This window comes from Flavobacterium sp. 120 (assembly GCF_003633605.1).
Taxonomy (GTDB): Bacteria; Bacteroidota; Bacteroidia; order Flavobacteriales; family Flavobacteriaceae; genus Flavobacterium; species Flavobacterium algoritolerans.
Genome location: NZ_RBKZ01000001.1, coordinates 2954829 through 2981276 on the forward strand (window position 1 = coordinate 2954829; position 26448 = coordinate 2981276).

Consider the following 26448-nt stretch of genomic DNA (forward strand, 5'->3'; position numbering starts at 1 on the left):
ATTTTGAGTTGAATTAGTCGCAAAAACATTGAAAAAAATAGCGTATTTCGCTACATTTCAAATTGTATTCGACTAAAATTTAATGATTGTAAAAGCATAAAATGCTTTGAAATAGACAGTCTTTTGGCTGTCAGAGAAAGGAATTTAGCTTATTTTAGGTGGAAGCCAAATAGAACGGAAATCTGAGGAAATAAAGATTTCTGAGTAATAGTAATTTTGTTTTTCAGTAGAAAAACTAAAGAGTTGAGTATTTAATTCAGTGTAAGACAACGAAGTCATCCCTAAATAGACGGTTGAACTGCTGCAAGTAACATTTTTACAAGCACCATTACAACCTTCATGAGATTTCTCTTTTGAAGACTGTTCTTTTTTACAACATTCTTTTTTATCCTTTTTTGAAGAGGATTCTTTTTTGCAACATGCCTTCTCTGTTTTTGTTCCACATGCAAAAGCCACGCTTGGTGTCATAAAGAAACCAAGCATAACTAATAGCACTATGTAAAACTTTTTCGACATTGTTTATCTTATATAGAAGCACAAAGGTATAAAATTATACAAATACTGTAAATTAATTCATTCACAAATACATGTTAAAACAATTCCTTATTTTCCTTCGCCTAATATTCCATTCATTATGGACTGTAATAATGACAAGATGATACTAAAGAATAAGGCGGTCCAAAAGGTGTCTACGCTAAATCCGCCCACAATTTTTGTACACAACAAAATCATTAATGCATTAATTACCAATAAAAACAATCCTAAAGTAATGATGGTAACCGGCAATGTAAGTATTACCAATATTGGCTTGATAAATATATTAAGTAACCCCAGAACAATTGCTACGATTAATGCTGTAGTAAATCCTGCTACATGAACCCCCGGCATAAAATTCGCAATTAGCAATACTAAGCCCGAAGTGATAAGAATTTTGATCAGTAAATTCATGGAATTTTGTTTTAAAATTTTAATAAATGTAGTGAAAATTTAAAATTATCACGGTCATTTCAAAAAAGAACTTACTTTTTGGTAAAACTCAGTTGGGTTTTCGGCATGAAGCCAATGCCCTACATTCGGAATCGTTTCGATGCTTGAATCAGGAAAATGTTGTTTTATATTTTCGAAATCACTGTCCAAAATATAATTAGATTTTCCTCCGCGAATAAAAAGAGTTGGCTTTTCAAAAATTGAATTCTCCGGTAACGGAACTCCTATTTCATCCATTTTATGATTAAATACTGCTAAATTAAATCGGAAAGCGAGTTGTCCCGGCTCTAGCCAAAATAAATTTTTCATTAAGAATTGTCTGGTTCCAAAATCAGGAATATACTTTTCCATAATTTCTTCGACATCACTTCGGCTTGGTTTTTTTGAAAAATCGACGGCGTTCAATCCCGCCAAAATATCCTGATGATGTTGCGGATAAAATTTTGGTCCAATATCAGCCACAATTAATTTACTTACTAATTCCGGATGTGTCGTTGCCAAAAGCATCGCTACTTTTCCACCCATCGAATGACCAATGACATTTATGTTTGCTAAATTATGAGCTTGGCAATACTCGTAAACATCCTGCGCCATGATTTCATAACTGAACTCTTCTGAATGCAAGCTTCGACCGTGGTTGCGTAAATCGAGAATATGAACTTGAAAATCAGCCGCAAATTGCGTTCCGAGTGTTTTCCAATTATCGGACATTCCCAAGAATCCGTGAAGGATTAAAAGCGGTTGCCCTGAGCCTTCTATTTTTGAAAAAAGCATATGGTTTTAGATTTTAACGTTATAATTTAAATTATAAACCATTAAGAAATTAAGGTCATGAAGCTTTTGACTTCATCTATCTTAATTTCTTAATGGTTTAAAAAACTATTTTAATTTTTGCAAATACATATTTACCACATTATCCAATCCTAGATAAATGGCTTCAGAAATTAACGCGTGACCGATAGAAACTTCGAGTAATCCCGGAATATTTTGTTTAAAAAACTGAATGTTGTCTAAACTCAAGTCGTGACCTGCGTTGATTCCTAATCCAAGTTCGTTTGCCAAAACTGCTGATTGTGTGTACGGCAAAATTCCGTTTTGATTTCCTAAACTGTATTGATGTGCAAATGCTTCGGTGTACAACTCGATTCTTTCAGTTCCAATTTTCTTCGCGCCTTCAATCATTTCGAGAACAGGATCCACAAAAATGGAAGTTCGGATTCCGTTGCGTTGAAATTCCTGAACGATTTCGGTTAAATACGAAGCGTGTTTTATGGTATCCCAACCCGCATTAGAGGTTATGGCATCGATTGCATCCGGCACCAAAGTGACTTGAGTCGGTTTTATTTCAAGAACAAGATCGATAAATGTTTGCTCTGGATTTCCTTCAATATTATATTCGGTGTAAACGATAGCCTTTAAATCTCGCGCATCTTGATAGCGAATGTGGCGCTCATCCGGACGGGGATGAATGGTGATTCCTTCGGCACCAAACTTTTGAATATCGGTGGCTACTCTTAATAAATCGGGAACATTTCCTCCGCGAGCATTTCGCAAAGTAGCTATTTTATTGATGTTTACACTTAACTTTGTCATTAGAACACTTTTTGATTTAGATACTAGTATTTACTTGGAGCAAAAATACAAAGTAAAACTTAGGAGATTTTGCTTATTTTTGATTATTTTGCATGAAATATTGCCGATTGATTTATGACAGAAATTACAGAATATATTACCAATGACTTTAAAGCGATTGAAAGCCACGATTCTATTGCGGCTATTCAAGACTTTTTTAGTGAGTTACACTTTTCACATTTTCCAATTGTTGAAGAGGGCGTTTATATTGGCAGTATAGCATCCGAAGATATAGAGACTTTTGACAGTGATAAAAAAGTAGCGGATTATCGTTTTACTCTTGAAGGATTTTTTACCAGAACAAATACGATGTGGCTGGATGTTTTAGAAGTTTTCGCAAAAAACCACACCAATTTAGTTCCCGTTTTGGACGAAAACAATACCTATGTAGGATATTATGAAATAGAGGACATCATGAAATTTTTTCATGAAACACCTTTTTTAAAAGAACCTGGAGGAATCATTGTTGTTAAAAAGGGAGTTTTGGATTATTCGATGAGTCAAATTACTCAAATTATAGAAAGCAATAACGGAAAACTTTTAGGACTGTTCATATCGGAAGCGGATGTTGAGAGTGTTGAAGTTACTTTGAAAATAACTTTGGGCGCCATGAATGAAATCATACAAACTTTTAGAAGATACAATTATGAAATCATATCAGAACATCAAGAAGACAATTATATCAATAATTTAAAAGAGCGCTCCGATTATTTAGACAAATACCTTAATATATAGTTTTTGTTTAACCGATTATTTCTTTAATCGATTAAATGCTAAAATAAACATATCAACATTAAACGATTAAACAAAAAGATGAAAGTAGCTATCTACGGTCAATATTATCAAAACAGTACAGAACCCATCATAAATGACATCTTTGTTTTTTTTAACAAAAACAATGTAGAGATGATTATTGAATCTCATTTTTTGTTGATGCTTAATGAACGGAAGATTGTAGAAAAAAAATACAAAACTTTTACATCCCATACGGAACTTGACTCCAGTTTTGACATGCTGATAAGCATCGGCGGAGACGGAACCATACTAAGAGCCGCAACTCTGGTAAGAGATTCCGGCATTCCCATTTTAGGTATAAATGCTGGAAGATTAGGTTTCTTAGCCTCTGTACAAAAAGAGAATATTGCCTCGTTTATGCAATTTGTTCTCGATAAAAAATACACGATTTCTAAACGAACTTTACTGAGTTTAACCTGTACTCCACCAAATGAATCCATTGACGCAATTAATTTTGCCATGAATGAAATTACAGTCAGTCGAAAAGACACTACTTCGATGATTACGATTGACACATACTTGAACGAAGAATATTTGAATTCCTATTGGGCCGACGGTTTAATCATTTCAACACCAACAGGATCCACAGGATATTCACTCAGCTGCGGCGGTCCCATTTTGACCCCTGACGTAAAAAGCCTTGTTATTACTCCTATTGCCCCTCACAATCTTACCGCAAGACCTCTTGTAGTTCCCGATGAAACTGAAATCCGACTGAAAGTTTCGGGAAGAGAGGAATACTATTTAGTTTCCTTAGATTCCAGAGTTACCTCGGTAAAAAACGAATCAATTCTGACTTTAAAGAAAACTCCTTTTCAAATTAATATGGTAGAAATTACCGAAGAGACCTTTTTGAAAACACTTCGCAAGAAATTACTTTGGGGAGAAGACAAAAGGAATTAAATCATTTTAATCAAGCGCTATACGATTTTATCAATTTTCCCCGTTTTAGTTAAACTAATACTTAATTAGTGTAGGTTTAGTAGTTAATTATTAAAAAAACACACATTTAACTGAATGGGTATTGAATCGAATTGATAATTATTATATTTGCACGCAATTTTTGATTAAATGAACAAAATTTTTTATTTATTTTTTTGCTTTTTCCCTTTAATGGTTACCAATGCTCAGATACATGAGGTAGGTGTTTTTATAGGCGGAAGTAATTTTATAGGAGATGTTGGCTCTACTACATATGTTTCGCCAAACGAACCTGCATTTGGATTGCTATATAAGTGGAATAAAAGTGCCAGACATGCTTACCGATTTTCTTACACGCAATCAAAAATCGTTTCAAATGATTTAGATTCAAAAGAAGCCGGCAGAAACCAAAGAGGCTATCGCTTTGAAAACGGCATAAAAGAAGTATCTTTAGGCCTTGAATTCAACTTTTTTGATTTTAATCTTCATGAATCCAGTACTAAAATAAGTCCTTATGTGCACTCAGGCGTAAGTTATTTTAGACACGATGAATTGTATGTATTGGACGGAGAAACTAAAAAAGATAAAAGCACAGGTTCATTTGCAATACCAATGACTATAGGAATAAAATCGAACATTAGTCCTAGTATAATATTGGCTGCAGAAGTAGGTGCAAGATATACTTTGACGGATAACATAGATGGAAATAATCCGGAAAATAAAAATTTGGAATCGCTCCGATTTGGAAATATAAATAATAATGATTGGTATGTTTTTTCAGGAGTTACTTTAACTTATACCTTTGGGAATAAACCCTGTTATTGTGCAGAATAAAAAAATGAATTTACTAGAGACTATCAACAAGAATAACTTGCCGAAACATTTAGCCATTATAATGGATGGCAATGGCCGTTGGGCAAAACAACAAGGCCTTTTAAGAGCCTTAGGCCATGAAAGCGGAACAAAATCAGTTAAAGTGATAATCGAAGCCAGTGCTAAACTCGGCATCGAATTTCTTACTTTATATGCATTTTCGACTGAAAACTGGAACAGACCAAAACTAGAAGTTGAAACTTTAATGAAAGTACTCATCAACTCCTTGAAAAAAGAACTTGTAACACTCCAAAAAAACAACATCAAACTGAATGCTATCGGTAATTTGGAAAAATTACCAAAATCAGCGCAAAAAGAACTACTTGATGTTATTGATAAAACTAAAGACAACACACAAATGACATTGACTCTGGCGTTAAGCTACGGGTCGAGAGAAGAACTTGTAAGTGCAGTCAGAAACATCTGTAATAAAGTTAAAAATAATATAATTTCAATAGACACTATTGACGATTCCATTATTAATGAGCATCTTTACACGCAAAATTTACCTGACGTAGATTTATTAATACGAACAAGCGGAGAACATAGGATAAGTAACTTTTTGTTGTGGCAGATTGCCTATGCAGAATTATATTTTACTGACATATTGTGGCCAGACTTTAAAGAACAAGATTTATATGAGGCTATCATTAGTTATCAAAAAAGAGAGCGTAGATTTGGAAAAACAAGTGAACAAATTAAATAATTTTTTAGTGTTAAATAAAAGCATAAAAATAGTCCTTACCGTTTTGATTTTTGGAAGTTTTTCACAAGTTAAAGCTCAAGAAAGAGTTCCTTTTGATCAAGGAAAAAAATACATTTTAGCCGATGTAGCGGTGGTTGGAGATATCAGTTTCAACTCTCAAACCGTAGTCACTTTTTCAGGTTTACAAAAAGGACAAGAAATAACAATCCCTGGCGAAGAAATTAGTGCAGCTATAAAAAAACTTGGAAAACTGGGTCTCTTTGATGAAATTTCATTTTATGTAAATAAAGTTCAGAATGACAGTATTTATCTTGATTTAAACATTGTAGAGTTACCTAAATTAAACCAAGTAAAATTTGTAGGCGTTAAGAAAACGAAGACAGAAGGTTTAATTAAAGATAACAGCTTAAATAAAGGTAAAGTAGTCAATGAAAACTTGATTACCACCACAAAAAACTACATCGAAAATAAATATAAAAAAGACGGTTTTTACAATACTAAGGTAAACATAAACACTGTAAAAGATACGTCAACCGTAAACTCTGTAAATATGCTTGTCAGTATTGACAAGGGTGAAAAGGTAAAAATTCAAAAAATTGATTTTGTAGGAAATACAAAAATGTCAGACAAAGCTTTGCGAAAAGCGATGAAGGATACGAAACAAAAAAATCCTATTCGAATTTTAAAAGCGTCTAAATTCATAAAAGACAAATACAAAACTGATTTAGAAAAAGTAATTTCGGCTTATAAAGAAAAAGGATATAGAGATGCCAGAATACTTTCGGATTCGGTTACTTTTGACAAAGAAAAGAACGCATTATCCATTAAAATAAATGTAGAAGAAGGAAACAAATATTACTTTGGAGACATTAAATTTTTAGGAAATACAGTATACACAGATCAAGGATTAAGCCGAGTATTAGGTGTTAAAAAAGGAGAAACTTACAACGGTGTTTTGCTACAAAAAAGAATTGCTGATGCATCAAAACCTGACGGGGAAGACATTGACAACTTATACAAAAACAATGGGTATTTATTTTCTAATATAAATGCGGTTGAGGTAAGGACAGCAAATGACACTATTGATTTTGAAATACGAATCACTGAAGGACCAATTGCTTATTTTAACAAAATTACTGTTGTAGGAAATGACAAAACAAATGACCGTGTAATTTATCGTGAATTAAGAACAAAACCAGGAGAAAAATACAGCAAAGAAGAATTAGTAAGAACCATTCGTGAAATTGGGCAACTGGGATTTTTTGATCCGGAAGCTATCGATCCAAAGTTCAAAAATGTTGATTCAGGAGCAGGAACTGTTGATATTGAATACAATCTTGTAGAAAAAGGTTCGAGTCAAATTGAACTTCAAGGTGGTTATGGCGGAGGTGGTTTCATTGGTACCCTTGGACTATCTTTCAACAACTTTTCTGCACGAAATATGTTCAACAAAGATGCTTACAAACCATTACCGATGGGAGATGGTCAAAAAGTTTCTTTACGTTTGCAAGCCAGTACATTCTTTCAAACTTATAGTGTTTCATTTTCAGAACCTTGGTTTGGAGGAAAAAAACCAGTACAATTTAGTAGCTCTATATCGTACAGTAAACAATTTTTAAATAATTTTGTTACACAAAGAGCTGATAAAACCAAAAGTTTTAACATCATGACATTGTCTGTTGGTTTAGCAAAAAGATTGACTGTTCCAGATGATTTCTTTGTACTGTCTCAATCGTTAAGTTACCAACATTATGATTTGAATAATTACAATACCGGATTATTTACTTTTGGAGATGGAACATCTAGAAACTTTGCCTACACTGTTGGATTAACAAGAAGCAATAAAGGTGTGAATCCAATCTTCCCAACATACGGATCGGAGTTTAGTATTTCAGCTAAATTAACTCCTCCTTATTCATTGTTAAACGGAATTAATTATTCGACATTAGGAGATAAAGAAGAATACAAATTAAAAAATACTGTTGACCGCTTAAATGTTCCAGATGCAAATGGTAACATTGTTCAAATAGGAGATTATATTGATACCGCTGGAAACAAAGTTACCGACTTCAATCTAGCTGCTACAGACGTAAGTAAAGTAGATCAAGAGCGTTTTAAATGGTTGGAATATTACAAAATAAAGTTTAAAGCAGACTGGTATACAAAAATTTATGGTAAATTAGTACTAAGAACCTTAGCAGAATTTGGGTTCCTTGGAGCATACAATCAAGAAAGAGGAGTTGTTCCTTTTGAACGATTCTATCTTGGTGGTGACGGACTGGCAAATTACTCCATGGATGGAAGAGAAACAGTACAGTTGAGAGGATATCCTAACAACTCATTAACACCAGTAAATGAGGCAGGAGATCAAATTGGAGCTACTGTTTTTAATAAATTCTCAATGGAATTACGTTATCCGATAACATTAAAATCATCGGCTTCAATTTATGCATTGGCATTTATGGAAGCAGGATCATCGTTTAGGGATTTCAAAAGCTATAATCCTTTTGCCTTAAATCGTTCTGCAGGACTTGGATTGCGTGTATTTATGCCAGCATTTGGTTTATTGGGAATTGATTTTGGTCACGGTTTTGATACATTACCAGGACAAGCAAAAGCTAATGGATGGGAAACCCATTTTATCATTGGGCAACAATTCTAAAAAAAATTGGTTTTAAATTTTCTAATACAGTAACGTTATGAGAAAACAATTTTTATATCTATTTTTAGCGCTAGTTGTTGTACAAACAGCTGATGCGCAAACCAGAGGGACTAAGCTAGGCTACATTGATATGGAATACATTTTACAAAATGTACCCGATTACACTGAAGCAAAGGCTCAATTAGAGCAAAAGGCTGAGAAATGGAAACTGGAGATTGATACTAAGAAAATTGAAATCAATAAATTGAAGGAGGCCTTAAAAGCAGAAAGAGCTTTATTGACGAAAGAGTTAATTGATGAAAGAGAAACAGAAATTAATTTTCTTGAAAATGAAAATCTGGATTACCAACAAAAAAGATTTGGTGCCAACGGAGATTTGATGATACAAAAATCTGTTTTGGTAAAACCAATACAAGATCAAGTTTTTACTGCAGTTCAAGATATTGCAGAAAGATTAAAATATGATTTTATCTTTGACAAAACTTCTGACTTGACCATGTTATTTGCGGCGAAAAGATTTGACATCAGCGATCAAATTTTACGCACATTGAACAGGACAGAAAAAAGAGAACAGTTGACTAAAAAACAACAAAAAGAAGAAGAAGCTAAAGAAAATAAAGAAGATGCATTGGATGAAAATCCAGCGTTGGCAGATAGACAAAAACTCTTGGATGATAAAAAAGCAATAAGAGATAAAGTAATCGCTGATAGAAAATTGCTTCAGGAGCAAAAGAAAAAAGAATTTGACGATAAAAGAAAACAAATTGCTGCTGACAGAGAGGCTAAAAAAAATGGCACGGTTTCTGCAAATATTAAAATAGACAGCACTGCAAAAGCAGCAAGTAACGAACCTGCTAAAGACAGTGCAAAACTAGCAGTTGAAGATGCCAAACAAAAACAAGCTGATGCAAAAGCAAAAACATTAGAAGACCGTAAGAAAGTTTTAGAGGATCGCAAGAAAGCATTAGACGAGAAAAGAAAAAAAATACTGGAAGACAGAGAGGCAATTAGAAAAGCTAAAGAAGAAAAATTAAAAGAAAATACAAACAAAAATTAATTATTAAATATTTTAAAAACGATGAAACAAATTAAAACTCTATTTATTGCTGCAATTTTTATTTTAGGAGCAAGCCAAACAATTAATGCACAAGCAAAAACTGCTCATGTTGATGTAAGTGAGATTATGACAAAAATGCCAGCAATGCTAGATGCTCAAAAACAATTGGATAAATTGAGTACTACGTATGATGCTGACTACAAAAAAATGGTTGAAGAATACCAAGCAAAATTGAAAAAATACGAAGCTGAAGCTGCTACAGTTACTGAAGCTGTAAATACTGAGCGTTCTAAAGAAGTTCAAGATATGCAAAAAAGAATTGTTGACTTTAGAGACAATGCTCAAAAAGAATTGCAACAAAAAGAATCTGATATCGTAAAACCATTAATGGAAAAAGTAAGAGCTTCTATTCAAAAAGTAGGAAAAGCTAAAGGATTCCAATATGTTCTTGATGGTTCTAGTCTTTTACTTGCTGATGGTCCAAACTTGACTATTGATGTAAAAAAAGATTTAGGTTTCTAAAAAAAATAGATACTCGCATAAAACTGCTCACCTTATCATAGGCTTGAGCAGTTTTTTTGTTTAAAATAAATTTTAGGAAATTCAAATTCCAGCATGTAACTTTGTTTTTATGAACAGCAATAATCAACCAATAGGAATTTTTGACTCAGGGATTGGCGGAACTTCCATTTGGAAAGCAATCCATCAATTACTACCCAATGAAAAAACCATATATCTGGCAGACAGTAAAAATGCCCCTTATGGACAAAAATCTAAACAAGAGATTATTGCATTGAGTATGAAAAATACTGATTTCCTACTGGAGATGAACTGCAAATTAATTGTTGTAGCTTGTAATACCGCAACGACTAATGCCATCCAAGAATTAAGAGCAAAATATGACGTTCCTATTATAGGTATTGAACCTGCTATAAAACCCGCGGTTACGCATTCTAAAACACAAATAATAGGAATCCTGGCTACTAAGGGAACCTTGAACAGTGAACTGTTCAACAAGACTACAGAGAAATACCAAGACACAAAAATAATTGAGCAAGTAGGTCACGGATTAGTGCAACTAATAGAAAACGGAGATATCGATTCACCAGAGATGACTGAACTGCTATACTCCTACCTGACTCCAATGATTGAAGCCAATATTGATTATTTAGTATTAGGTTGCAGTCATTATCCTTATCTGATTCCTCAAATCAAAAAAATTCTTCCAGAACACATTCAAATTATAGATTCTGGCGAAGCTGTTGCAAAACAAACACGAAATATATTACGTGATAAAGTAGGTTTTTCATCAGCAGAAAACAGTGAACCGGTTTTTTACACGAATACAAATCCCAAAGTTTTGACTGAAATTTTGGAAAATAAATATCTGGTTGAAGAAATAGCGTTTTAAGCTACTCAAATTTTCTTTTGACAAACCAAATACCGTCTAAACTTAAATTAAGAGACAATTTATGATAATTTTCTTTGATTAGTCCATCACTGATTCTACCCTTTTGCCCAAAGGAGTAGCTGATATTCAGTGCTGAAAACGTATTTTCAATGGGAAGTGAAACTCCAACCGAAAATGACATTGCATTAATTCTCTTATTATCAACTTCAAGGTAACCGGTATCATAATTGAATCCCGTTGAATATTGAATCCTATCCGAGTAGCTTCTTATATTATTTGGCTTACTGTAAGAAAACCCCAATGCGAACTTATCTTGGTTTACAAAATTTCCGTACAAATCAGATTGATTGGTGCTATTCCACAACCCTTTTCCGTAATCAAGTGTCAGATTTAAGTTATTCTTAAAAACCTTGCTTAAACCCACTCCTATCTCTAATGGCATATAGTAATCATCCGTATCCGATGCAACCTCTGACTCAATAGCCAAAGATCCTGAATTAAAAACTGAAGTTACAGATTGTACTTTAGTTGCATTTATTTTTGTGGGTGATTTCAAATTCATTCCCAAAGTAAATGTAGAATCAACTTTGAATTGGCCTCCCAGAGATGCCCTGACGCCATTATAATTTGTCTTTTTATAAATATTTGTTACCGAATTAGCAATACTATAATCTCTATCATCTGTGGTATTTCCAAAAAGAACAGAAGTAGAAAGCCCTAATGCTATTTTTTTACCAATTCTATAGCCATAGGAAACATCAAAATCATTCAATCCACCTGTTCCGGTAGCATTCAAAGTATAATTTTCCTGGCTATCCTGAATTGGCAATGATAAATTAGATATTTTGAATGTAGAACTCGAATAAGGCTTCAGTGCCAAACTAAAAGCTGATTTTGGCGACACTGGAAAAGCAAAAGCAATATGTGAAAATTGAAGGTTATTCCGACTTTCTTTTTTTGAATTGTTTTCGTAACTCGACAAGATAGCTTTCCCTCCTATGTCAAACAAAAAGTGGTTTTGATACATGAACCCTAAAGAAGCTGGATTTAAATTGTTAATAAATCGGTTTGAGGGCAGAGCAATACCCGAAGAACCTATTCCAGGAATCGAACCAAAATCTGAGTCATATAAACTTCCTAAACCATACAATGAATATGGAGAACTGGAAATACTTTGTGAAAACGAAACTGTTGTTATAAAAAGAAACAAACCTAAGAATGCTATTTTATTTTTCATCTAATAAGAAATATAATAAATTTTCAATTGAATTTTGTTGTTGGCATTTTTCTGATCACCTAAAACCAGTCTGTTAACTGCTTTTGAAATACTGGGTAATGTGAGAATTAAGGAAGATCTAGCGTCTGATTCCTTAAGCATTTCAGCTTGTAAAAAAGCACCAATCGAAATTTTATACCCAATATTCTCATTGAATTCATCACTTGTAGCATTCAAGAGTCCATAAACAGCCGATCCATCTACGGCATTTAGCGTTCCTTTGATTCTATTTAATTTATCGCCTACAAAAACACGCAAAGAATCCACTAAAGGATGAGCAACTGAATAAGTATTATTTACTGGTTTTATGATTAATTCAGCATCTACAATTGCCCCTTTTTCAGAGAGGTATTTCAATTGCTTTATGTTAGGAAAATCTACTCGGCAAGCAAGTCCTGTCCCTGATTGAATGAAAGCTTTATTCCCCGTTAGTAAACTGGACAGCTTACTGGATGAAACAGGTAAATCCTGAATTTGTGTTCCAGTTCTATCCAAAGTAATATTATTAAATTGCTTGGAGACATCCAAAATAGAGAAGTTTTTAATCAATGAAGTTTCTGAATCGCCTTGGTATTTTGAATAATACAACCGTAGTACGCTAGACATATTGAAACCGACTATACTAGAAGAAGTTCCCGATGTTGACTTAATGACAAATCCTTTGAGATATTCTGTAAACTCATCAAAATTTGATATTTCAAGTTTTTTTAATTTTAGAAAAAGAGCATTCCCAAATTCATTATTCAGTTTCACAACCACGGAGTCCTTACTATTGGGTTTTGGTTTAAATGAAATGCTACCGAGACTTTGAGCATCATAACTTAAGCTGGAATTATTGTAAAAACTATCATCCTCTGAGTTTGGTTTAACCTTTTGTGTCAATCTATGAATGCTGAGAGATTGCACTTTTGTTGTGTCTCCGTAGAAATACTTATCTTCTTTTAAAACCATTTTAATGGAATCGAAAACATAATTTGGAGCATCAGTATCAGAACTTTCATTATACAGTGCGTAATCAGACGCCGAAAGTTGAAAATAACTGTCTGATTTTACTTTTCCAAAAACAGAATCGTCATAATTCCCTACCAAAATCCTACTCTGACTGGAGGTCACTAATGAATCAAAATTAATGGTAGCAACATCAACGGTTACAGTATCAATCAATATCACTTTATTACTAACCGATAAATAATCAGAACCAACAACAAATTCTCCAGCGTCAACATCAGAATTACACGAAGTTATTATAAGTCCAAAAACCAGCAACATCAATACCTTATACATAAATGTTTTTTGAACAAATATATAGGAGACCACTTTATACCACATAATAACATATACCGCCAGAAGTTTTGTGTCTATAAAATGGCGATTCTAGTCTACAATTAAGATCCTGTAGGTAATAATTCATTCGACCTTACAAATGCCCAGTTAGTCTATTAATTTGGGCGGTACATATATCTTCTTTTTTTTAATTGGATAACGTATCTACTTTTGAATCAATAAAAAAATTATGAGAATAAAGACTTTAGCAAATCTGTTGTTTATGATTACAATTCTTAATGCATCGGCCCAAAGCGGATATTCCTTAGAGTTAAATATAAAAACACAACCAACGGAGAAAATTACAATACATGAAACTGGAATTGGAGTAACTTTTTTTAAAAATATTGATTCGAAAAATAAAATAACCAACACCTTCAAGTACAAAAATATTGGAGTCGATTATTCATTAGAAAATTATGATTTACAAAATAGTCTGAATCAGTTTAACGGTTTCGAAAATGATTTCAAACTATCTCATCAACTAAACGGTGCTACAAAACTAAATTTAGAAATCAATCCAACCGTTAATTCCGAGAGTAATATTGGGATTTCTGATGTATCACTTTTAGGTGGTATAGAAATGACTCATTCTTTCAATCGTTCAAATGCAATCAGCATTGGAGTAAAAAGGATGACGCTTTTTGGCAAACCGGAAACACTGCCTACTTTTTCTTTTTATCATCAAATCAGCCCTAATGCATTTGTTGAAGTTGGCTTTCCAAACTCCACTTTCTCGTATTCAAATAACACACGAAATAGTTTCAGTTTGACAAATAGTTTCAATGGAAATTTTTACAACCTAGACAAACCTGAAGTTCTTGACCATTTGAATGCAGCTACAAAAGTGAGTTTTTCACAAATGACTTCGGCATTGGAATATGAAAGAAATATGGATTCAAACTGGTTTGTAAGTTTAAAAGGAGGCTATGAATTTAACAAAAAATACAATCTAACGAATAACAGTGGCGACTCAAAACTTGATTTTAGCAGCACTAACGGCTACATTTTTAACATTGGAATAAAATACAAACATTAATAAATACACTTAATTATGAATAGTTTTAAAAAAGGAATATTGTTCACTACACTTTTTGCAAGTTTGGTATTTACGGGCTGCAGTAATGATGATGACTCCGACGATTTGATTGGAAACTGGATTAAAAAATCCTCCTTTGACGGACCTGCCAGATCAAGCGCCACGAGTTTTGTAATTGGCACTTACGCCTTTGTAACTACCGGATATACCGGAGATGAATATTTAAAAGACCTTTGGGCTTACAATTCGACAGGCGATTATTGGGAGCAAAAAGCTGATTTTATTGGAGTTGCAAGAAGTTCAGCTTCGGGATTTGAGTTAAACGAAAAAGGCTACATAGGTCTTGGTTATGATGGCACTAATAAATTAAAGGATTTTTATCAATATGACCCTAGTAGCAATACTTGGATGCAAAAAACTGATTTTGCAGGAACAGCGCGCTATTCGGCTGTAGGATTTCAAGTGGGTGGTAAAGCGTATTTTGGAACCGGTTATGATGGGAATTATCTGAAAGACTTTTATCAATACGACCCAACTACAGATTCTTGGTCATTGGCAAATGGTTTTAGCGGAAATAAAAGACGAAATGCAACTGTTTTTGTAATTGACGATAAAGCTTATTTTGGAACAGGAATAAATAACGGAGCTTACCAAGTCGATTTTTGGATGTTTGATCCGGCAACTGATGTATGGACAAGAAAACGAGATATTGACCAAGACACTGATGACGATTATGATTACAATGATGACTATGTAATTTTGCGTTCTAATGCGACTAGTTTTTCTATGAATGGATTAGGATATGTAGCCTGTGGAGAAAGCTCAAAATCGATTTGGGAATACAATCCAACAACTGATATTTGGCTAGAAAGAACTCCGCTTGAAGGATCAGCCAGAACAGATGCAATAGGTTTCTCTATTAACCAACGAGGATTTGTGATGCTGGGAAGAACCGGAACCTCTTATTTTGATGATTCATGGGAATTTAAACCTTTAGAAGAACAAAACGATGACGACAATTAATACAACCAATACATTCTTCTGGGCTACAATCCAGAAGAATTTTTCTTTAGTAAACACAAAAAACAAAGTACTTTTTCTATTGGGTTTGTTCCTATTTATTTCTTGTAACAAAAGTGAAAACTTAAACGTACAATCTTTAAAAACGGCTACAGGCTGGGGTTATTGCATAACTAATAATGAGAAAATTATAATAAAACAAACTATAATTCCTGTTATCAGCGAAAACAAAAGCTTCAAAACGGAAGAAGAAGCGCTGAAAGTTGGAAACTTAGTATTACAAAAATTGAAAGACGATTTATCGCCTACGGTAACAAAAAAAGATTTATTTTTATTAGCTGTAAAAATCTAGATGAACATAGAAGGAATTAAAAATAACAATTTAAACCAAATACTTTTTCATAGTATGATTTGGTGTTTCTTCATTGTTGCCTCACTAATTCAGTTTTACGAAAGTCCTTTTAGCATTGGTATTGATTTCTATGTCCAATGGATTACGGGAATCCTATTATTCTATCTGAATTATTTATACCTAGTCCCTTTATTGCTTTTGCAAAAGAAATACTGGCAATATTTCACGATTGTAATTGCATTAATAACCCTTTTTATGATTGTTCGGTTTAATTTCTTTATGCCCGAATTCCAAAACATGAGGCCTTTCAGAATGATTAATTCGTCCGGGAAAGAGATTTTATTAAACCCGAATTTCAAAAGGAAACAACCGTTTTTTTTTAAAATTGTACCTTCTTTTTTCTATATATTAATCATTACAATTAGTACCATTATTAAAACTTTGTCTGAGTTATACAACAATCAGCAAAACAAGTTAATTGCCGAAACACACAGGACTTCAACAGAATTAAATTATCTAAGAAAACAGACTAATCCCCATTTTTTATTTAATTCCTTGAATAGCATTTATTCATTAGCCTATAAAAAATCTGATTTAGTTCCGGATGCAATTGTAACGTTGTCAGAAATGATGCGGTATATGTTGTATGAAACCGACAATAAATCGGTGTTTTTAGAAAAAGAAATCAATTACATTAAAAACTATCTTGAGCTGCAAAAACTGCGCTTGAATAATATTGAAAACATCACCATTAACATTCATGGCGAGACAAAAAACAAATACATTGAGCCGTTGCTTTTGATTTCATTTATTGAAAATGCTTTCAAATATGGTACTGATTACAAAGGAGCTGCTTTTGTAAAAATTAAAATAACAATTGAAGAAAATATTTTAGATTTTTGGGTAGAAAACAAAATCGAAAATCACCGAAAAGATCCGGAAAATTCAGGAATAGGAATGACCAATATTGAAAGTCGTCTGAATCTCCTTTATCCTAATGCACACCAGCTCACTATCATTGAAACCGACAGTAATTACAGTGTTCATTTAAATTTAAAACTAGACCAGATTCAAACTTCTTTTTAATTAGGAATCTTGATATTAATTTTAGTTGTTCCAAATTTTAAATAAAAAACAGAAAAGATGAAATGTGTAATTATAGATGACGAACCATTAGCGGTTGATTTGCTTAAAGAATTTGTGAGCAAAGTAGATTCTCTTGAACTGGTAAACACATTTACAAACGCCATTGATGCCATTTCGATAATCAATCAGTCTAATGTTGATTTGATTTTTTTAGACATAGAAATGCCTCATTTTTCAGGAATTGATTTTATTAATGCCATAGAAAAAAAGCCGTTAATCATATTTACGACAGCGTATTCTAATTATGCGGTTGAAGGATTTAATCTTGGCGCAGTCGATTATTTAGTAAAACCCATTCCGTTTCATCGGTTTTTAAAATCCGTTTTACGGGCACAACAAATTTTCAATCCACAAATTTTACCTGCAAATAACAATCCCATTTCTACCCCAGAAATCGAACAGGATTTTATGTTTGTAAGAGCTGAATATGAAAATGTAAAATTGAATTTTTCGGATATTTTATTTATCGAAGGATTGAAAGATTATGTCAAAATATACACCACTGACAATAAGTTTACGCTAACATTAATCAGCCTTATAAAACTGGAGAATTTGCTTTCATCCAAAGGATTTGCGAGGATTCACAGATCGTATATCATCAATATAAAACACGTGAAATCAATCCAGAAAAATAAAGTACTCATTGCCGAAAAAAGAATCCCGATTAGTGAAAGCTACAAGAACTCTTTCTTTGAGAAAATTAATTTATAGTTTCTTAAATTCATTAGAAACCATTATTTAATAATATTCAGGGTAATCAACATTGTGATAATAAGCAAAGAGAAAAGCCCTGTCAGAAAAATTATATCTGCAGTCTTTTCCATTTTCTCACTAGGCTTTTTAGTATTTCGCATCGATAAAAAAGAAAGAATACTACTGATCATAAACATAACAATGGATACTGCAATGAGTTGATCAACTATAGTAGTTTCTTTAATATCATTTAAATGGATTGAGGTAAGAACTATAAAACAAATTCCAAGTAGCGTTGCCGAAGTATTTAATATGTGTGAAGCTTTGTCTTTTTTCTTGCCCATTCTTTTAATTATTGAAAAGTGAAATAGATTACTCTTCGTCTTTAAACCAACTGGAATACATCACATAATTATTCGAAATGCGTTCGATTTCGCCAGCAAAATCAGATTGGTCAATATCTTTCACTTTTTTAGCAGGAACTCCTGCCCAGATTGTACCCGAAGCTACAACTGTATTTTGGGTAATAACCGCACCGGCAGCCACAATAGAATTGCTTTCGATTACACAATTATCCATAACAATTGCTCCCATTCCTATAAGCACATTATCGTGAACTGTACAACCGTGCACAATGGCATTATGACCAATGGAAACATTATTCCCTATAATTGTTGGGTGTTTTTTATAGGTACAATGAATAACTGCACCATCTTGTATGTTTACTTTATTGCCAATTTTGATAAAATTTACATCTCCTCTAATTACGGCGTTAAACCAAACGCTACAATTTTCTCCAAAAGAAACATCGCCTACAATGGTGGCATTTTCGGCAACATAACAATCCTCAGGAATTGAAGGTGACTTACCGTTAACAGATTTAATTAGCATGAAAAAAGGATAAATATTAATTAATTGCCGGGCAGTTGCAATCGTATTTTACAGGTTTGCAGAACAAATCGATTCCTAAAGTAATTTGGTGATAACCACCATTATCGAATTTAACCGCACCCGTTAATTGAGAGTATGTGTAGGCAAACATAAATTTGTCAAAGTTAACACCAACTATTGGAGTAATATATTGGAGCTTTTGTTTCGAAACAGAATTTCCATCCATATATTCTGCACCATCAAAACTTCTTCTATAGGATAATCCACCCCAAAGCTTTCCAAAATCTAACGTCTTGTAGGCTTTAAAGTTAATATCAATGGATTTTTCTTTCGTTTGGTCTACCATTTGGAATAAAATAGAAGGTTCCCATAATATTTTATCTCTGTCACCAAATATATAACCGGCACTCAACAAGTACTTTCTTAAATTATCACTTTCATATTCAGTGTAAATATCTCTTCTGGTTTCTATAGCATTTTTTACCGTAGCATGAGCGTAAAAATCCAAGTAGTTGTATGATGCTCCGATATCTACATTAAAATAAGAATCTTTTTGCACGACAGTTCCATCAATAATTGGATCAAAATCACCAGATTGCATGAACTCCGTTTCGTCTAATTGACTTTGAATTAATCCTGCACTGATTCCAAAAGACAGTTGGTTCAAATCAATTTCATTTCTTGAAAACATCAAATGATAGGCATAGGTAAATTTAACTCCTTTTTGAGAATGATATCCGTTTTTATCATTAAAAAGTATAATTCCGGCACCTGCTTTTTCTCCTACTCTTCCATTAAAACTTAATGTTTGAAGCTCTGGAGCGTCTTGCTGATCAAACCATTGCTTACGACCTGTTAACCTAATTTTGGCACAATTTGACGCACCAGCCATTGAAGGATGAATTAAGTAATAATTGTCTGAAAGATAATCTGAATAAACAGGGATTCCTTCCTGCGAAAAGGAATAAAAGGATATAAAAAAAAGAGCAGATAAAAATTTAATTTTATTATACATTTAATTACTTTTTAATAAGAATGAATAATTCTAAATCAATAAAAGTTTTATGGAAACAAGGACAAACAGCTTATCTAAAAATTAAACTAAAGTTAATTTATTCATTAAAAACTCAAATATAGTTATTCGTAGAAAATAACTTTACTAAATTTGTAAAAATTTAAAAGTCATGAACAAAGTTAGCATAAAAGAAACACAAAACCCAACTATATTAAAGTTTGAATTTCAAGATTTTATAACTCAAAATGAAAGTTTTGAATTCAAAAACATTGATGAAGCTAAAACGTCTCCACTAGCGCAACAATTATTTTATCTTCCGTTTGTAAAAACAATTTACATCTCAGGAAATTTTATAGCAATCGAAAAATATAGTATTGTTGAATGGGACGATGTCAAGGATGCCGTAGCGGAACAAATGGAAACATTTGTAAACAATGGCGGAACAATCATTACTATTGACGAAAACAAAACCAAGAAACAGCCTGTGACCGTTTATGGAGAAACCACTCCAAATCCAGCAGCATTGAAGTTCGTTGTGAGTAAAATGCTGACTAAGAATGCTATTGAATTCAAAAACATCGATCAAACAGGTGCATCACCATTAGCAAAAGAGCTTTTTAAATTTCCTTATGTAAAAGAGATTTTCATTGATGAAAACTACATCTCGGTAACTAAATATGAAATCAATGAATGGCAGGAAATAACATTGGAATTAAGAAGCTTCATCAAGCAATATATTGAAAATGGCGGAACAGTCCTAGATGAAAATTTCATTCAAGCAGTAACAGCTGAAGAAGATACCAAAGCTAAAGAGTTTGACAATCTGGATGTGACTTCACAACAAATTATCAACATATTAGAGGAATATGTAAAACCTGCCGTACAAGCTGACGGTGGAAATATTGCATTCGATTCGTATAATGAAACTGACAAGACCGTAAAAGTAATCCTTCAAGGAGCTTGCAGCGGTTGTCCGTCATCAACATTTACTCTAAAAAGCGGTATCGAAAACATGCTGAAAAGTATGCTGAACGACGAGGGAATTAAAGTGGAAGCTGTAAACGCATAAATAAAACAAAAAATACATATTTAATTGACAATGTTATAGTTACATTAAAATAATTGCCTTTTTAAATTGAAATTTTAAATAAAATAGGTACATTTAATCTTTAACTTAACAAATAGAAATTATGTCAGTATTAAAAGTAATTGAAGTGCTTTCCAGTTCAGATATAAGTTGGGAAGATGCAGCTCGAAAAGGAGTTGCTAAGGCAGCTAAAACCATAAACCACATACGTTCTGTGTACATTAAAGACCAAAGTGCAGCCGTAAGTGGAGGTGAAATCACAGAATATAGAGTAAACCTAAAATTAACTTTCGAACTCGAATAGATTAATTTGACCGATTCATTTAAGCGTTCGCCGTGGCGAACGCTTTTTTTATTTTTAGCGGTTATTACAGTTATTTGTTGCAATACTTTCTAGCATCAGATATTCATTGTATTTTCAAACTGGATGGAACTGGCTGGAACCAAAAAACATCAAGTATTCCTTTTTTATTTGTACGCCAAATACACAAACGTTGTTTTATGTTTGCTAAAACTGGACACAGTAGATGCCAAATACTGATTTCCAGCAAATTATTAATGGTTTAATAAAGTAATCCTAGAAAAAATTGTTTAATATTGTAAGACTAATCAAATAAAAATACCATGGGACTATCTTCATTTTTTAAAAATTTATTTGGCTCAGCCAAAGAAACTGCCAGCGAATTAGCTGACAAAGCCGAAACTACTTTTGAGCAAGCAAAAGAAACTGCTGCACCATACCTAGAAAAAGCAGAAACATTTGCAGAAGAAACATTTGAAAAAGCAAAAGAAACTGCAACTCCTTACCTTGAAAAAGCCGAAACTTTTGTAGAAGAAACATTTGAAAAAGTAAAAGAAACTGCAGCTCCAATTATAGATAAAGTAGAAGATTTTGCTGGTCATGCAAAAGAAACTGTCACTGAACATTCTGAGAAAGTAGTAGAATCCGTAAAAGAAAAAACGGCTACAGCAACAGAAAAAGTAGAAGAAATAGCAAGTGAAACTAAAACTATAGCTACTGATGCTGTCGAAACTGTTTCTGAAAAAGCAAGTGAATTAGCAAATGACGGTGATGCAGACGCCACTGAAAAAGCTAAAGAAACCATAAATAAAATAGAAGAAGACGCAGATTAATTTATAAAAAAATAATTTATTTGTATTTTTGCACTTCAAACTTAACCTTCTCTTTTGGGAAGGTTTTTTATTAGATAAAAAATGAACTTAAATCCAAATCAGTTAACTGATTATGCCAATACATTTATCACTGTACTGGTTGATTATTCGCCAAAAATTATTTCTGCCTTTGTCATTTTATTTATTGGTCTTTACGCCATTCGGCTTATCAATAGATTCATTAGAAAACTAATGATAAAAAGAGATTTAGATCCTACTTTGACAAAGTTCCTTGCCGATATTTTACTTTGGGTTTTGAGAGTACTCTTGTTTGTGACTTTCATTTCAAATCTAGGAATAGAAACTTCGTCATTTGTTGCCATTTTAGGTGCAATGGGACTTGCAGTAGGCTTATCACTTCAAGGTTCGTTATCAAATTTTGCTGGTGGTATGTTGATTATTCTCTTCAAACCTTTCAAGGTACATGATACCATTGAAGCACAAGGAGTAATTGGAACCGTGAGTGAAATACAAATATTTGTAACCAAACTAATTACAGCTAATAATCAAACTATTTTTGTGCCGAATGGAGCTTTGTCAAATGGAAACATTATCAATTATTCTTTGCAAAAAATCAGAAGAGCCGATTTGACCATCGCTATTTCCTATGATACGGATATTAAAAAAGTGAAAGAGATAATTACTGCTATTTTAAAAAACAATCCAAAAGTACTTCAAACTCCAGCTGCCGAAGTTTCTGTAAAAAACTTAACCGACAATGCCATTCAGCTTGCGGTGAGGCCATGGGCAAATAATGAAGATTATGGTGTCGTTTTCTCTGAAACTTTAGAAAGCTGTAAACTGGCATTTGATACTGCCGGAATAGTTATACAGCCATACGTAAGAGAATCATCCCCGGAAAATTCTTAATCTAAATATATCACTTCTTTGAAGTGGTAATCATAAAGTCTTTCAAATAATACGGTTCAAAATAGGCGACATCTACAGTGTCGCTTTTTTTGAATTTTTCAAAACTTATCGCACTCATTTCTTTGGCAGAAGGATATACAATTTCGTCAAGGAAAATATAATTTTCTTTAGTCAAAACCGATTTGCATTTTTCAGCACAATCACCAACAAAATAAAGTGTTTCCTCCAAATCCTCAAATGAATTCTCTGTAATTATTTCGGCAAGAACTTCTCTTTTTCGCTCGTAATTTGGAGCAAAAACAGCGCTATACACTTCCATTCTTCGAGCATCAATCATAGGGATAATCAATCCGCTGGAAATAGTCACTTGTGACGCCAAAGCCTGTAAAGTATCTACCGCAATTAATGGAATATCCAGTGCGTAACAAAGTCCTTTGGCTGCTGAAACTCCTATTCTCAATCCGGTATAAGAACCTGGACCTTGACTCACTGCGATGGCTGATAAATCATTGAGCGTAATTCCCGCCTCCTTTATAACTTCTTCAATAAAAACATGAAGGCGTTCTGCATGAGAATATCCTTCTTCGGCAATTTCTTTGCATACAATAGTTTTTCCGCCTTTTGCAAGAGCAACAGAACAGTTTTTTGTAGCGGTTTCGATGTTGAGAATGTATTCCAATTTTCAGATTTTATTTTAACTTGAAAATCACAATCATGAAATATATTCCATGATTGTGATTTTTAAAATATTAGTGTATTATTTTATTTCTTGCTTTCTGCTTTATCCTTATCCGTTTTTAGCGTTACCTTATCTCCAGAATTTAAGTCCTTAGAAACGGTGCTGTAAGGTCCGGTTATAACAACATCTCCTTTTTTAAGACCTGTTAAAACCTCAATATTTGTATCGTCTTGAATTCCGGTTTTGATAATTCTAATTTTAGCTTTATCACCCACTTTTACAAATACGCATTCAAATTTCTTATCACTTTTTGGCGCAGCTCCTTTTTGCTCTTCATTAGGATCTTCGACTTTAATTTCTTTTACAGCTGTCGTATCTGATTTTACCACAACAGAACTAATTGGCACTGACAATACATTCGTTTTTGTTTCTGTAATGATATCAACAGTTGCCGTCATTCCTGGTCTAAAAGGAGAATACGTATCCGGTTTTCCTTCTAATAAATCTTGATACGATTCTTTAAGGATTCTTACTTTAACTTTAAAATTAGTAACCTGATCTGCTGTCAAAGCGGAACTCGCTGAATTAGAAATACTAGTTACGACACCTTTAAATTGTTTTTTTAGATACGCATCAACTTCAACATTAGCATCATCACCTACTTTTATTTTCACAATATCATTTTCATTGACATCTACTTCAACCTCCATATTATTCAAGTTGGCCACTCTCAAAATCTCCGTTCCAGTCATTTGTTGTGTACCTAAAACACGCTCTCCTAATTCTACGTTTAGCATCGAAATTGTTCCATCTGCCGGTGCATAGATTGTAGTACGTCCTAAATTGTCTTTCGCTTCGTTTACAGTTGCGGAAGCACTTTGAACATTAAAATAAGCCGTTTGCTTTGCAGCTTTAGCCACTTCATAAGAGGCAACAGCTTTATCCCAATCCGACTTTGAAATAATTCCTTTATCGAATAATGTTTTATTTCGGTCGTAACTTGATTTAGATTCCTTGAACGAAGCATCGGCCTGACTCAAATTTGCTCTGGTTCCTGATAAATTTGAAACCGAACGATTGTAACCCGAAGTATACAAATCTGGATTTATTTTGACCAATAAGTCCCCTTTCTTTACAACTTGCCCTTCTTTTACGTTTAAAGAAATAATCTCCCCTGATACCTCAGATGAAATTTTAACCTCAATTTCTGGTTGAATTTTCCCTGTTGCCGAAACCGTTTCAACAATAGTTGTTGGGATAACTTGGGCGATTTCAACTTCAGTTCCTTTGTCCTTATTTCCGATAACTCCAGATTTTGAAAGTGCTATCAACGCAGCGATAAGTACTATTGCTCCACCTATTAGGATATAAATTGTTTTCTTTGACATGATAAATTAGTTTTTGATAAGTGGAATTCCAAAATAGAATTCTAATATTTTAATTTTAAAAATATAATCGTATTTCGTTCTAAGAACATCTGATTGTGCATTTGTAAGTAAGGTTTGAGATTGATTAAAATCAAAAGAATTCATCAAACCTACTGCATATTTTTCTTTGGCATAATCATACGCTCCTTGTCTCGATTCAAGTGCTACAACCGAAGATTCGTAAGCATTCAAAGCGCCTTTTGCATCAGCAAATGCCGTGAAAACATTTCTTTGTAAATCTAAATCTTGTTGCTCAACAGCAATTTTTGATCTTTCTAAACTTACTTTAGAACGCTCCACATTATTTTTTGCCGAAAATCCATTAAAGATAGGAATTGATAACTGAGCTCCAAAAGATTGTCCTTTATTATCACTGAATTGATCAAAAAATGGTGCTGGACTTTTCGTTCCAATTATATTTCCCATACTGTCAAATGCAGGAACATCTGCATACGAAACCCTACTGTTAAAACTGTAAAACCCTTGTAAAGTAGGCTGAAAAGCTCCTTTGGCAATTTCTACATTTTTTTGTGCAATCTCTAAATTAGTTCTGGCAATTTTCAATTCTGTTCTGCCTTCTTTAGCTTTATCATAAATGGCCGCTGGAGATTGTGCCATAATATTATTTTCATCTTTAACATCGGTGTCATCAACAACATCAAAATTTTCAAAGTCTTTCAACTGTAATAATTGCGCCAAACTTAATTTTGAAATCAATAACGCATTGTCAGCAGCAATAACATTTTGGTTGTTTGATGCTACAGTAGCTTTTATGTCCAATAAATCGCCACGTGGAATAGATCCCGCTTTAACTAATTCTTCTGAACGTGCATATTGCTTTTCATTAATCCCCAATTGTTCTTTTTGCACTTTTAAATTTTCTTTATTAAAAAGCACCTGTAAAAAAGCATTGGCAACATTCAATGCAACATCCTCCTGCATTTTAAGCAACTGATACTTCGCCGCCACAATCGAAAGATTGGCTTTACGCAATGTGTTTTGGTTTTGTAAACCTTTATAAATATCCACTCCCACATTTGCTCCAGCAGACGTAAACTGAGTCGTTTGATTACGCAAAAGTCCTGTTGTAATATCCTGATTCAAACCAATATTCCAGGAATGAGAAGCACTCGCGTTCAATGACGGAAGGAAATTTCCAATCGCTCCTTTTTTATCAATGGCCGCCGTTTTAGTATCTAACTCGGATTGTTTGATGGAGATATTATTTTGTATGGCATATTTTACGCATTCTTCCAGAGTCCATTTTTTGGATTGTCCCTGAACGGACAAACCAAACAGCACGATAAAAACGAAACTGATACAACTATTTTTTTTCATATATTTTGAATGAAAGTGTAGCAAAGGTACTACACATATTTAACATTTTTTTAAAAACTAAAATTCTTTTTTGAG

The 26448-nt window shown here is 33.2% G+C and carries 29 protein-coding genes; 17 read left to right on the forward strand and 12 right to left on the reverse strand.

The window, feature by feature from the left end; genetic code table 11:
* Positions 1-144: 144 nt before the first annotated feature.
* The 4 genes from C8C87_RS12655 to C8C87_RS12670 form a co-directional block, all read right to left on the reverse strand.
* Positions 145-516: a hypothetical protein gene (locus tag C8C87_RS12655; protein WP_147402379.1), complete on the reverse strand. Its 372-nt coding sequence runs from the start codon at positions 514-516 to the stop codon at positions 145-147.
* Between the two features lie 87 nt (positions 517-603).
* Positions 604-948 carry a phage holin family protein gene (locus tag C8C87_RS12660; protein ID WP_099714356.1) on the reverse strand — a complete coding sequence of 115 codons (345 nt, stop codon included), beginning with the start codon at positions 946-948 and terminating at the stop codon, positions 604-606.
* Positions 949-1002: 54 nt separating this feature from the next.
* Positions 1003-1761 (reverse strand): alpha/beta fold hydrolase, encoded by a 759-nt coding sequence (locus C8C87_RS12665; RefSeq protein ID WP_121342841.1) that lies wholly within the window; start codon positions 1759-1761, stop codon positions 1003-1005.
* A 105-nt stretch (positions 1762-1866) separates the two neighbouring features.
* A complete protein-coding gene (locus C8C87_RS12670; RefSeq protein WP_121342842.1) occupies positions 1867-2580 on the reverse strand; it encodes a pyridoxine 5'-phosphate synthase in 714 nt (237 codons plus the stop codon).
* Positions 2581-2694: 114 nt separating this feature from the next.
* Between C8C87_RS12670 and C8C87_RS12675 the strand changes: the two genes are divergently transcribed.
* The 8 genes from C8C87_RS12675 to murI all read left to right on the forward strand — a co-directional run bounded on the left by C8C87_RS12675 (position 2695) and on the right by murI (position 11044).
* Positions 2695-3354 (forward strand): CBS domain-containing protein, encoded by a 660-nt coding sequence (locus tag C8C87_RS12675; RefSeq protein ID WP_121342843.1) that lies wholly within the window; start codon positions 2695-2697, stop codon positions 3352-3354.
* Between the two features lie 78 nt (positions 3355-3432).
* Positions 3433-4317 (forward strand): NAD kinase, encoded by an 885-nt coding sequence (locus tag C8C87_RS12680; protein WP_099714352.1) that lies wholly within the window; start codon positions 3433-3435, stop codon positions 4315-4317.
* Between the two features lie 168 nt (positions 4318-4485).
* Positions 4486-5169 (forward strand): DUF6089 family protein, encoded by a 684-nt coding sequence (locus C8C87_RS12685; RefSeq protein ID WP_121342844.1) that lies wholly within the window; start codon positions 4486-4488, stop codon positions 5167-5169.
* A gap of 4 nt (positions 5170-5173) precedes the next feature.
* On the forward strand, positions 5174-5914 hold the full coding sequence (locus C8C87_RS12690) for an isoprenyl transferase (RefSeq protein WP_099716258.1): 741 nt from the start codon (positions 5174-5176) through the stop codon (positions 5912-5914).
* Positions 5847-8576, forward strand: a complete 2730-nt coding sequence (locus C8C87_RS12695) for an outer membrane protein assembly factor (RefSeq protein WP_121342845.1) — start codon at positions 5847-5849, stop codon at positions 8574-8576. Before C8C87_RS12690 ends, C8C87_RS12695 begins: the two co-directional genes overlap by 68 nt.
* Positions 8577-8613: 37 nt before the next feature.
* Positions 8614-9633, forward strand: a complete 1020-nt coding sequence (locus tag C8C87_RS12700; RefSeq protein WP_121342846.1) for an OmpH family outer membrane protein — start codon at positions 8614-8616, stop codon at positions 9631-9633.
* 21 nt (positions 9634-9654) lie between these two features.
* Positions 9655-10155, forward strand: a complete 501-nt coding sequence (locus C8C87_RS12705) for an OmpH family outer membrane protein (RefSeq protein WP_099714348.1) — start codon at positions 9655-9657, stop codon at positions 10153-10155.
* A gap of 109 nt (positions 10156-10264) precedes the next feature.
* Positions 10265-11044: a glutamate racemase gene (murI, locus tag C8C87_RS12710; RefSeq protein WP_121342847.1), complete on the forward strand. Its 780-nt coding sequence runs from the start codon at positions 10265-10267 to the stop codon at positions 11042-11044.
* 1 nt (position 11045) lies between these two features.
* On the opposite strand, the gene C8C87_RS12715 is transcribed toward murI, so the two are convergent.
* Both C8C87_RS12715 and C8C87_RS12720 read right to left on the reverse strand, forming a co-directional pair.
* Positions 11046-12281 carry an aromatic hydrocarbon degradation protein gene (locus C8C87_RS12715; protein WP_121342848.1) on the reverse strand — a complete coding sequence of 412 codons (1236 nt, stop codon included), beginning with the start codon at positions 12279-12281 and terminating at the stop codon, positions 11046-11048.
* Positions 12282-13604: a DUF4270 family protein gene (locus C8C87_RS12720; protein WP_121342849.1), complete on the reverse strand. Its 1323-nt coding sequence runs from the start codon at positions 13602-13604 to the stop codon at positions 12282-12284. It abuts the gene before it with no gap.
* Between the two features lie 262 nt (positions 13605-13866).
* Between C8C87_RS12720 and C8C87_RS12725 the strand changes: the two genes are divergently transcribed.
* Genes C8C87_RS12725 through C8C87_RS12745 form a run of 5 tightly spaced genes read left to right on the forward strand, consistent with a single transcriptional unit; the run spans position 13867 to position 17911 of the window.
* Positions 13867-14682, forward strand: a complete 816-nt coding sequence (locus C8C87_RS12725) for a DUF6268 family outer membrane beta-barrel protein (protein ID WP_147402380.1) — start codon at positions 13867-13869, stop codon at positions 14680-14682.
* A 15-nt stretch (positions 14683-14697) separates the two neighbouring features.
* Entirely contained in the window at positions 14698-15705 is a 1008-nt protein-coding gene (locus C8C87_RS12730; protein WP_121342851.1) for a kelch repeat-containing protein, read from the forward strand.
* Positions 15692-16054 (forward strand): DUF4907 domain-containing protein, encoded by a 363-nt coding sequence (locus C8C87_RS12735; RefSeq protein ID WP_121342852.1) that lies wholly within the window; start codon positions 15692-15694, stop codon positions 16052-16054. The genes C8C87_RS12730 and C8C87_RS12735 overlap by 14 nt, the downstream gene beginning before the upstream one ends.
* Entirely contained in the window at positions 16055-17140 is a 1086-nt protein-coding gene (locus C8C87_RS12740) for a sensor histidine kinase (RefSeq protein ID WP_099714341.1), read from the forward strand. It abuts the gene before it with no gap.
* A 57-nt stretch (positions 17141-17197) separates the two neighbouring features.
* Entirely contained in the window at positions 17198-17911 is a 714-nt protein-coding gene (locus C8C87_RS12745) for a LytTR family DNA-binding domain-containing protein (protein WP_099714340.1), read from the forward strand.
* 23 nt (positions 17912-17934) lie between these two features.
* Here C8C87_RS12745 and C8C87_RS12750 read toward each other — a convergent pair whose 3' ends face one another.
* Genes C8C87_RS12750 through C8C87_RS12760 form a run of 3 tightly spaced genes read right to left on the reverse strand, consistent with a single transcriptional unit; the run spans position 17935 to position 19799 of the window.
* Positions 17935-18237, reverse strand: coding sequence for a hypothetical protein (locus tag C8C87_RS12750; RefSeq protein ID WP_121342853.1), 303 nt, complete (start codon positions 18235-18237; stop codon positions 17935-17937).
* 28 nt (positions 18238-18265) lie between these two features.
* Positions 18266-18784, reverse strand: a complete 519-nt coding sequence (locus C8C87_RS12755) for a gamma carbonic anhydrase family protein (protein WP_099714338.1) — start codon at positions 18782-18784, stop codon at positions 18266-18268.
* Between the two features lie 16 nt (positions 18785-18800).
* On the reverse strand, positions 18801-19799 hold the full coding sequence (locus C8C87_RS12760) for a type IX secretion system membrane protein PorP/SprF (RefSeq protein ID WP_121342854.1): 999 nt from the start codon (positions 19797-19799) through the stop codon (positions 18801-18803).
* Between the two features lie 169 nt (positions 19800-19968).
* Here C8C87_RS12760 and C8C87_RS12765 point away from each other — a divergent pair, with 169 nt between their 5' ends.
* The 4 genes from C8C87_RS12765 (at position 19969) to C8C87_RS12780 (ending at position 22929) form a co-directional block, all read left to right on the forward strand.
* On the forward strand, positions 19969-20868 hold the full coding sequence (locus C8C87_RS12765) for a NifU family protein (protein ID WP_099714336.1): 900 nt from the start codon (positions 19969-19971) through the stop codon (positions 20866-20868).
* Positions 20869-20989: 121 nt separating this feature from the next.
* Entirely contained in the window at positions 20990-21190 is a 201-nt protein-coding gene (locus tag C8C87_RS12770; protein ID WP_099714335.1) for a dodecin family protein, read from the forward strand.
* 320 nt (positions 21191-21510) lie between these two features.
* Positions 21511-22020 (forward strand): YtxH domain-containing protein, encoded by a 510-nt coding sequence (locus tag C8C87_RS12775; protein ID WP_199716385.1) that lies wholly within the window; start codon positions 21511-21513, stop codon positions 22018-22020.
* 81 nt (positions 22021-22101) lie between these two features.
* Positions 22102-22929 carry a mechanosensitive ion channel family protein gene (locus C8C87_RS12780; protein WP_121342855.1) on the forward strand — a complete coding sequence of 276 codons (828 nt, stop codon included), beginning with the start codon at positions 22102-22104 and terminating at the stop codon, positions 22927-22929.
* Between the two features lie 10 nt (positions 22930-22939).
* Here C8C87_RS12780 and tsaB read toward each other — a convergent pair whose 3' ends face one another.
* From tsaB to C8C87_RS12795, 3 genes are all read right to left on the reverse strand, one after another.
* Positions 22940-23608: a tRNA (adenosine(37)-N6)-threonylcarbamoyltransferase complex dimerization subunit type 1 TsaB gene (tsaB, locus tag C8C87_RS12785; RefSeq protein ID WP_121342856.1), complete on the reverse strand. Its 669-nt coding sequence runs from the start codon at positions 23606-23608 to the stop codon at positions 22940-22942.
* An 83-nt stretch (positions 23609-23691) separates the two neighbouring features.
* Positions 23692-24996, reverse strand: coding sequence for an efflux RND transporter periplasmic adaptor subunit (locus C8C87_RS12790; RefSeq protein WP_099714332.1), 1305 nt, complete (start codon positions 24994-24996; stop codon positions 23692-23694).
* A 6-nt stretch (positions 24997-25002) separates the two neighbouring features.
* Complete coding sequence (locus tag C8C87_RS12795) at positions 25003-26373, reverse strand: TolC family protein (protein WP_099714331.1); 1371 nt, start codon at positions 26371-26373, stop codon at positions 25003-25005.
* Positions 26374-26448: the final 75 nt, after the last annotated feature.

Bases quoted from the DNA above. Each gene is read 5' to 3' on its own strand.
- C8C87_RS12655 (WP_147402379.1), bottom strand. From the start codon at position 516: ATGTCGAAAAAGTTTTACATAGTGCTATTAGTTATGCTTGGTTTCTTT.
- C8C87_RS12660 (WP_099714356.1), bottom strand. From the start codon at position 948: ATGAATTTACTGATCAAAATTCTTATCACTTCGGGCTTAGTATTGCTA.
- C8C87_RS12665 (WP_121342841.1), bottom strand. From the start codon at position 1,761: ATGCTTTTTTCAAAAATAGAAGGCTCAGGGCAACCGCTTTTAATCCTT.
- C8C87_RS12670 (WP_121342842.1), bottom strand. From the start codon at position 2,580: ATGACAAAGTTAAGTGTAAACATCAATAAAATAGCTACTTTGCGAAAT.
- C8C87_RS12675 (WP_121342843.1), top strand. From the start codon at position 2,695: ATGACAGAAATTACAGAATATATTACCAATGACTTTAAAGCGATTGAA.
- C8C87_RS12680 (WP_099714352.1), top strand. From the start codon at position 3,433: ATGAAAGTAGCTATCTACGGTCAATATTATCAAAACAGTACAGAACCC.
- C8C87_RS12685 (WP_121342844.1), top strand. From the start codon at position 4,486: ATGAACAAAATTTTTTATTTATTTTTTTGCTTTTTCCCTTTAATGGTT.
- C8C87_RS12690 (WP_099716258.1), top strand. From the start codon at position 5,174: ATGAATTTACTAGAGACTATCAACAAGAATAACTTGCCGAAACATTTA.
- C8C87_RS12695 (WP_121342845.1), top strand. From the start codon at position 5,847: ATGAGGCTATCATTAGTTATCAAAAAAGAGAGCGTAGATTTGGAAAAA.
- C8C87_RS12700 (WP_121342846.1), top strand. From the start codon at position 8,614: ATGAGAAAACAATTTTTATATCTATTTTTAGCGCTAGTTGTTGTACAA.
- C8C87_RS12705 (WP_099714348.1), top strand. From the start codon at position 9,655: ATGAAACAAATTAAAACTCTATTTATTGCTGCAATTTTTATTTTAGGA.
- murI (WP_121342847.1), top strand. From the start codon at position 10,265: ATGAACAGCAATAATCAACCAATAGGAATTTTTGACTCAGGGATTGGC.
- C8C87_RS12715 (WP_121342848.1), bottom strand. From the start codon at position 12,281: ATGAAAAATAAAATAGCATTCTTAGGTTTGTTTCTTTTTATAACAACA.
- C8C87_RS12720 (WP_121342849.1), bottom strand. From the start codon at position 13,604: ATGTATAAGGTATTGATGTTGCTGGTTTTTGGACTTATAATAACTTCG.
- C8C87_RS12725 (WP_147402380.1), top strand. From the start codon at position 13,867: ATGATTACAATTCTTAATGCATCGGCCCAAAGCGGATATTCCTTAGAG.
- C8C87_RS12730 (WP_121342851.1), top strand. From the start codon at position 14,698: ATGAATAGTTTTAAAAAAGGAATATTGTTCACTACACTTTTTGCAAGT.
- C8C87_RS12735 (WP_121342852.1), top strand. From the start codon at position 15,692: ATGACGACAATTAATACAACCAATACATTCTTCTGGGCTACAATCCAG.
- C8C87_RS12740 (WP_099714341.1), top strand. From the start codon at position 16,055: ATGAACATAGAAGGAATTAAAAATAACAATTTAAACCAAATACTTTTT.
- C8C87_RS12745 (WP_099714340.1), top strand. From the start codon at position 17,198: ATGAAATGTGTAATTATAGATGACGAACCATTAGCGGTTGATTTGCTT.
- C8C87_RS12750 (WP_121342853.1), bottom strand. From the start codon at position 18,237: ATGGGCAAGAAAAAAGACAAAGCTTCACACATATTAAATACTTCGGCA.
- C8C87_RS12755 (WP_099714338.1), bottom strand. From the start codon at position 18,784: ATGCTAATTAAATCTGTTAACGGTAAGTCACCTTCAATTCCTGAGGAT.
- C8C87_RS12760 (WP_121342854.1), bottom strand. From the start codon at position 19,799: ATGTATAATAAAATTAAATTTTTATCTGCTCTTTTTTTTATATCCTTT.
- C8C87_RS12765 (WP_099714336.1), top strand. From the start codon at position 19,969: ATGAACAAAGTTAGCATAAAAGAAACACAAAACCCAACTATATTAAAG.
- C8C87_RS12770 (WP_099714335.1), top strand. From the start codon at position 20,990: ATGTCAGTATTAAAAGTAATTGAAGTGCTTTCCAGTTCAGATATAAGT.
- C8C87_RS12775 (WP_199716385.1), top strand. From the start codon at position 21,511: ATGGGACTATCTTCATTTTTTAAAAATTTATTTGGCTCAGCCAAAGAA.
- C8C87_RS12780 (WP_121342855.1), top strand. From the start codon at position 22,102: ATGAACTTAAATCCAAATCAGTTAACTGATTATGCCAATACATTTATC.
- C8C87_RS12790 (WP_099714332.1), bottom strand. From the start codon at position 24,996: ATGTCAAAGAAAACAATTTATATCCTAATAGGTGGAGCAATAGTACTT.
- C8C87_RS12795 (WP_099714331.1), bottom strand. From the start codon at position 26,373: ATGAAAAAAAATAGTTGTATCAGTTTCGTTTTTATCGTGCTGTTTGGT.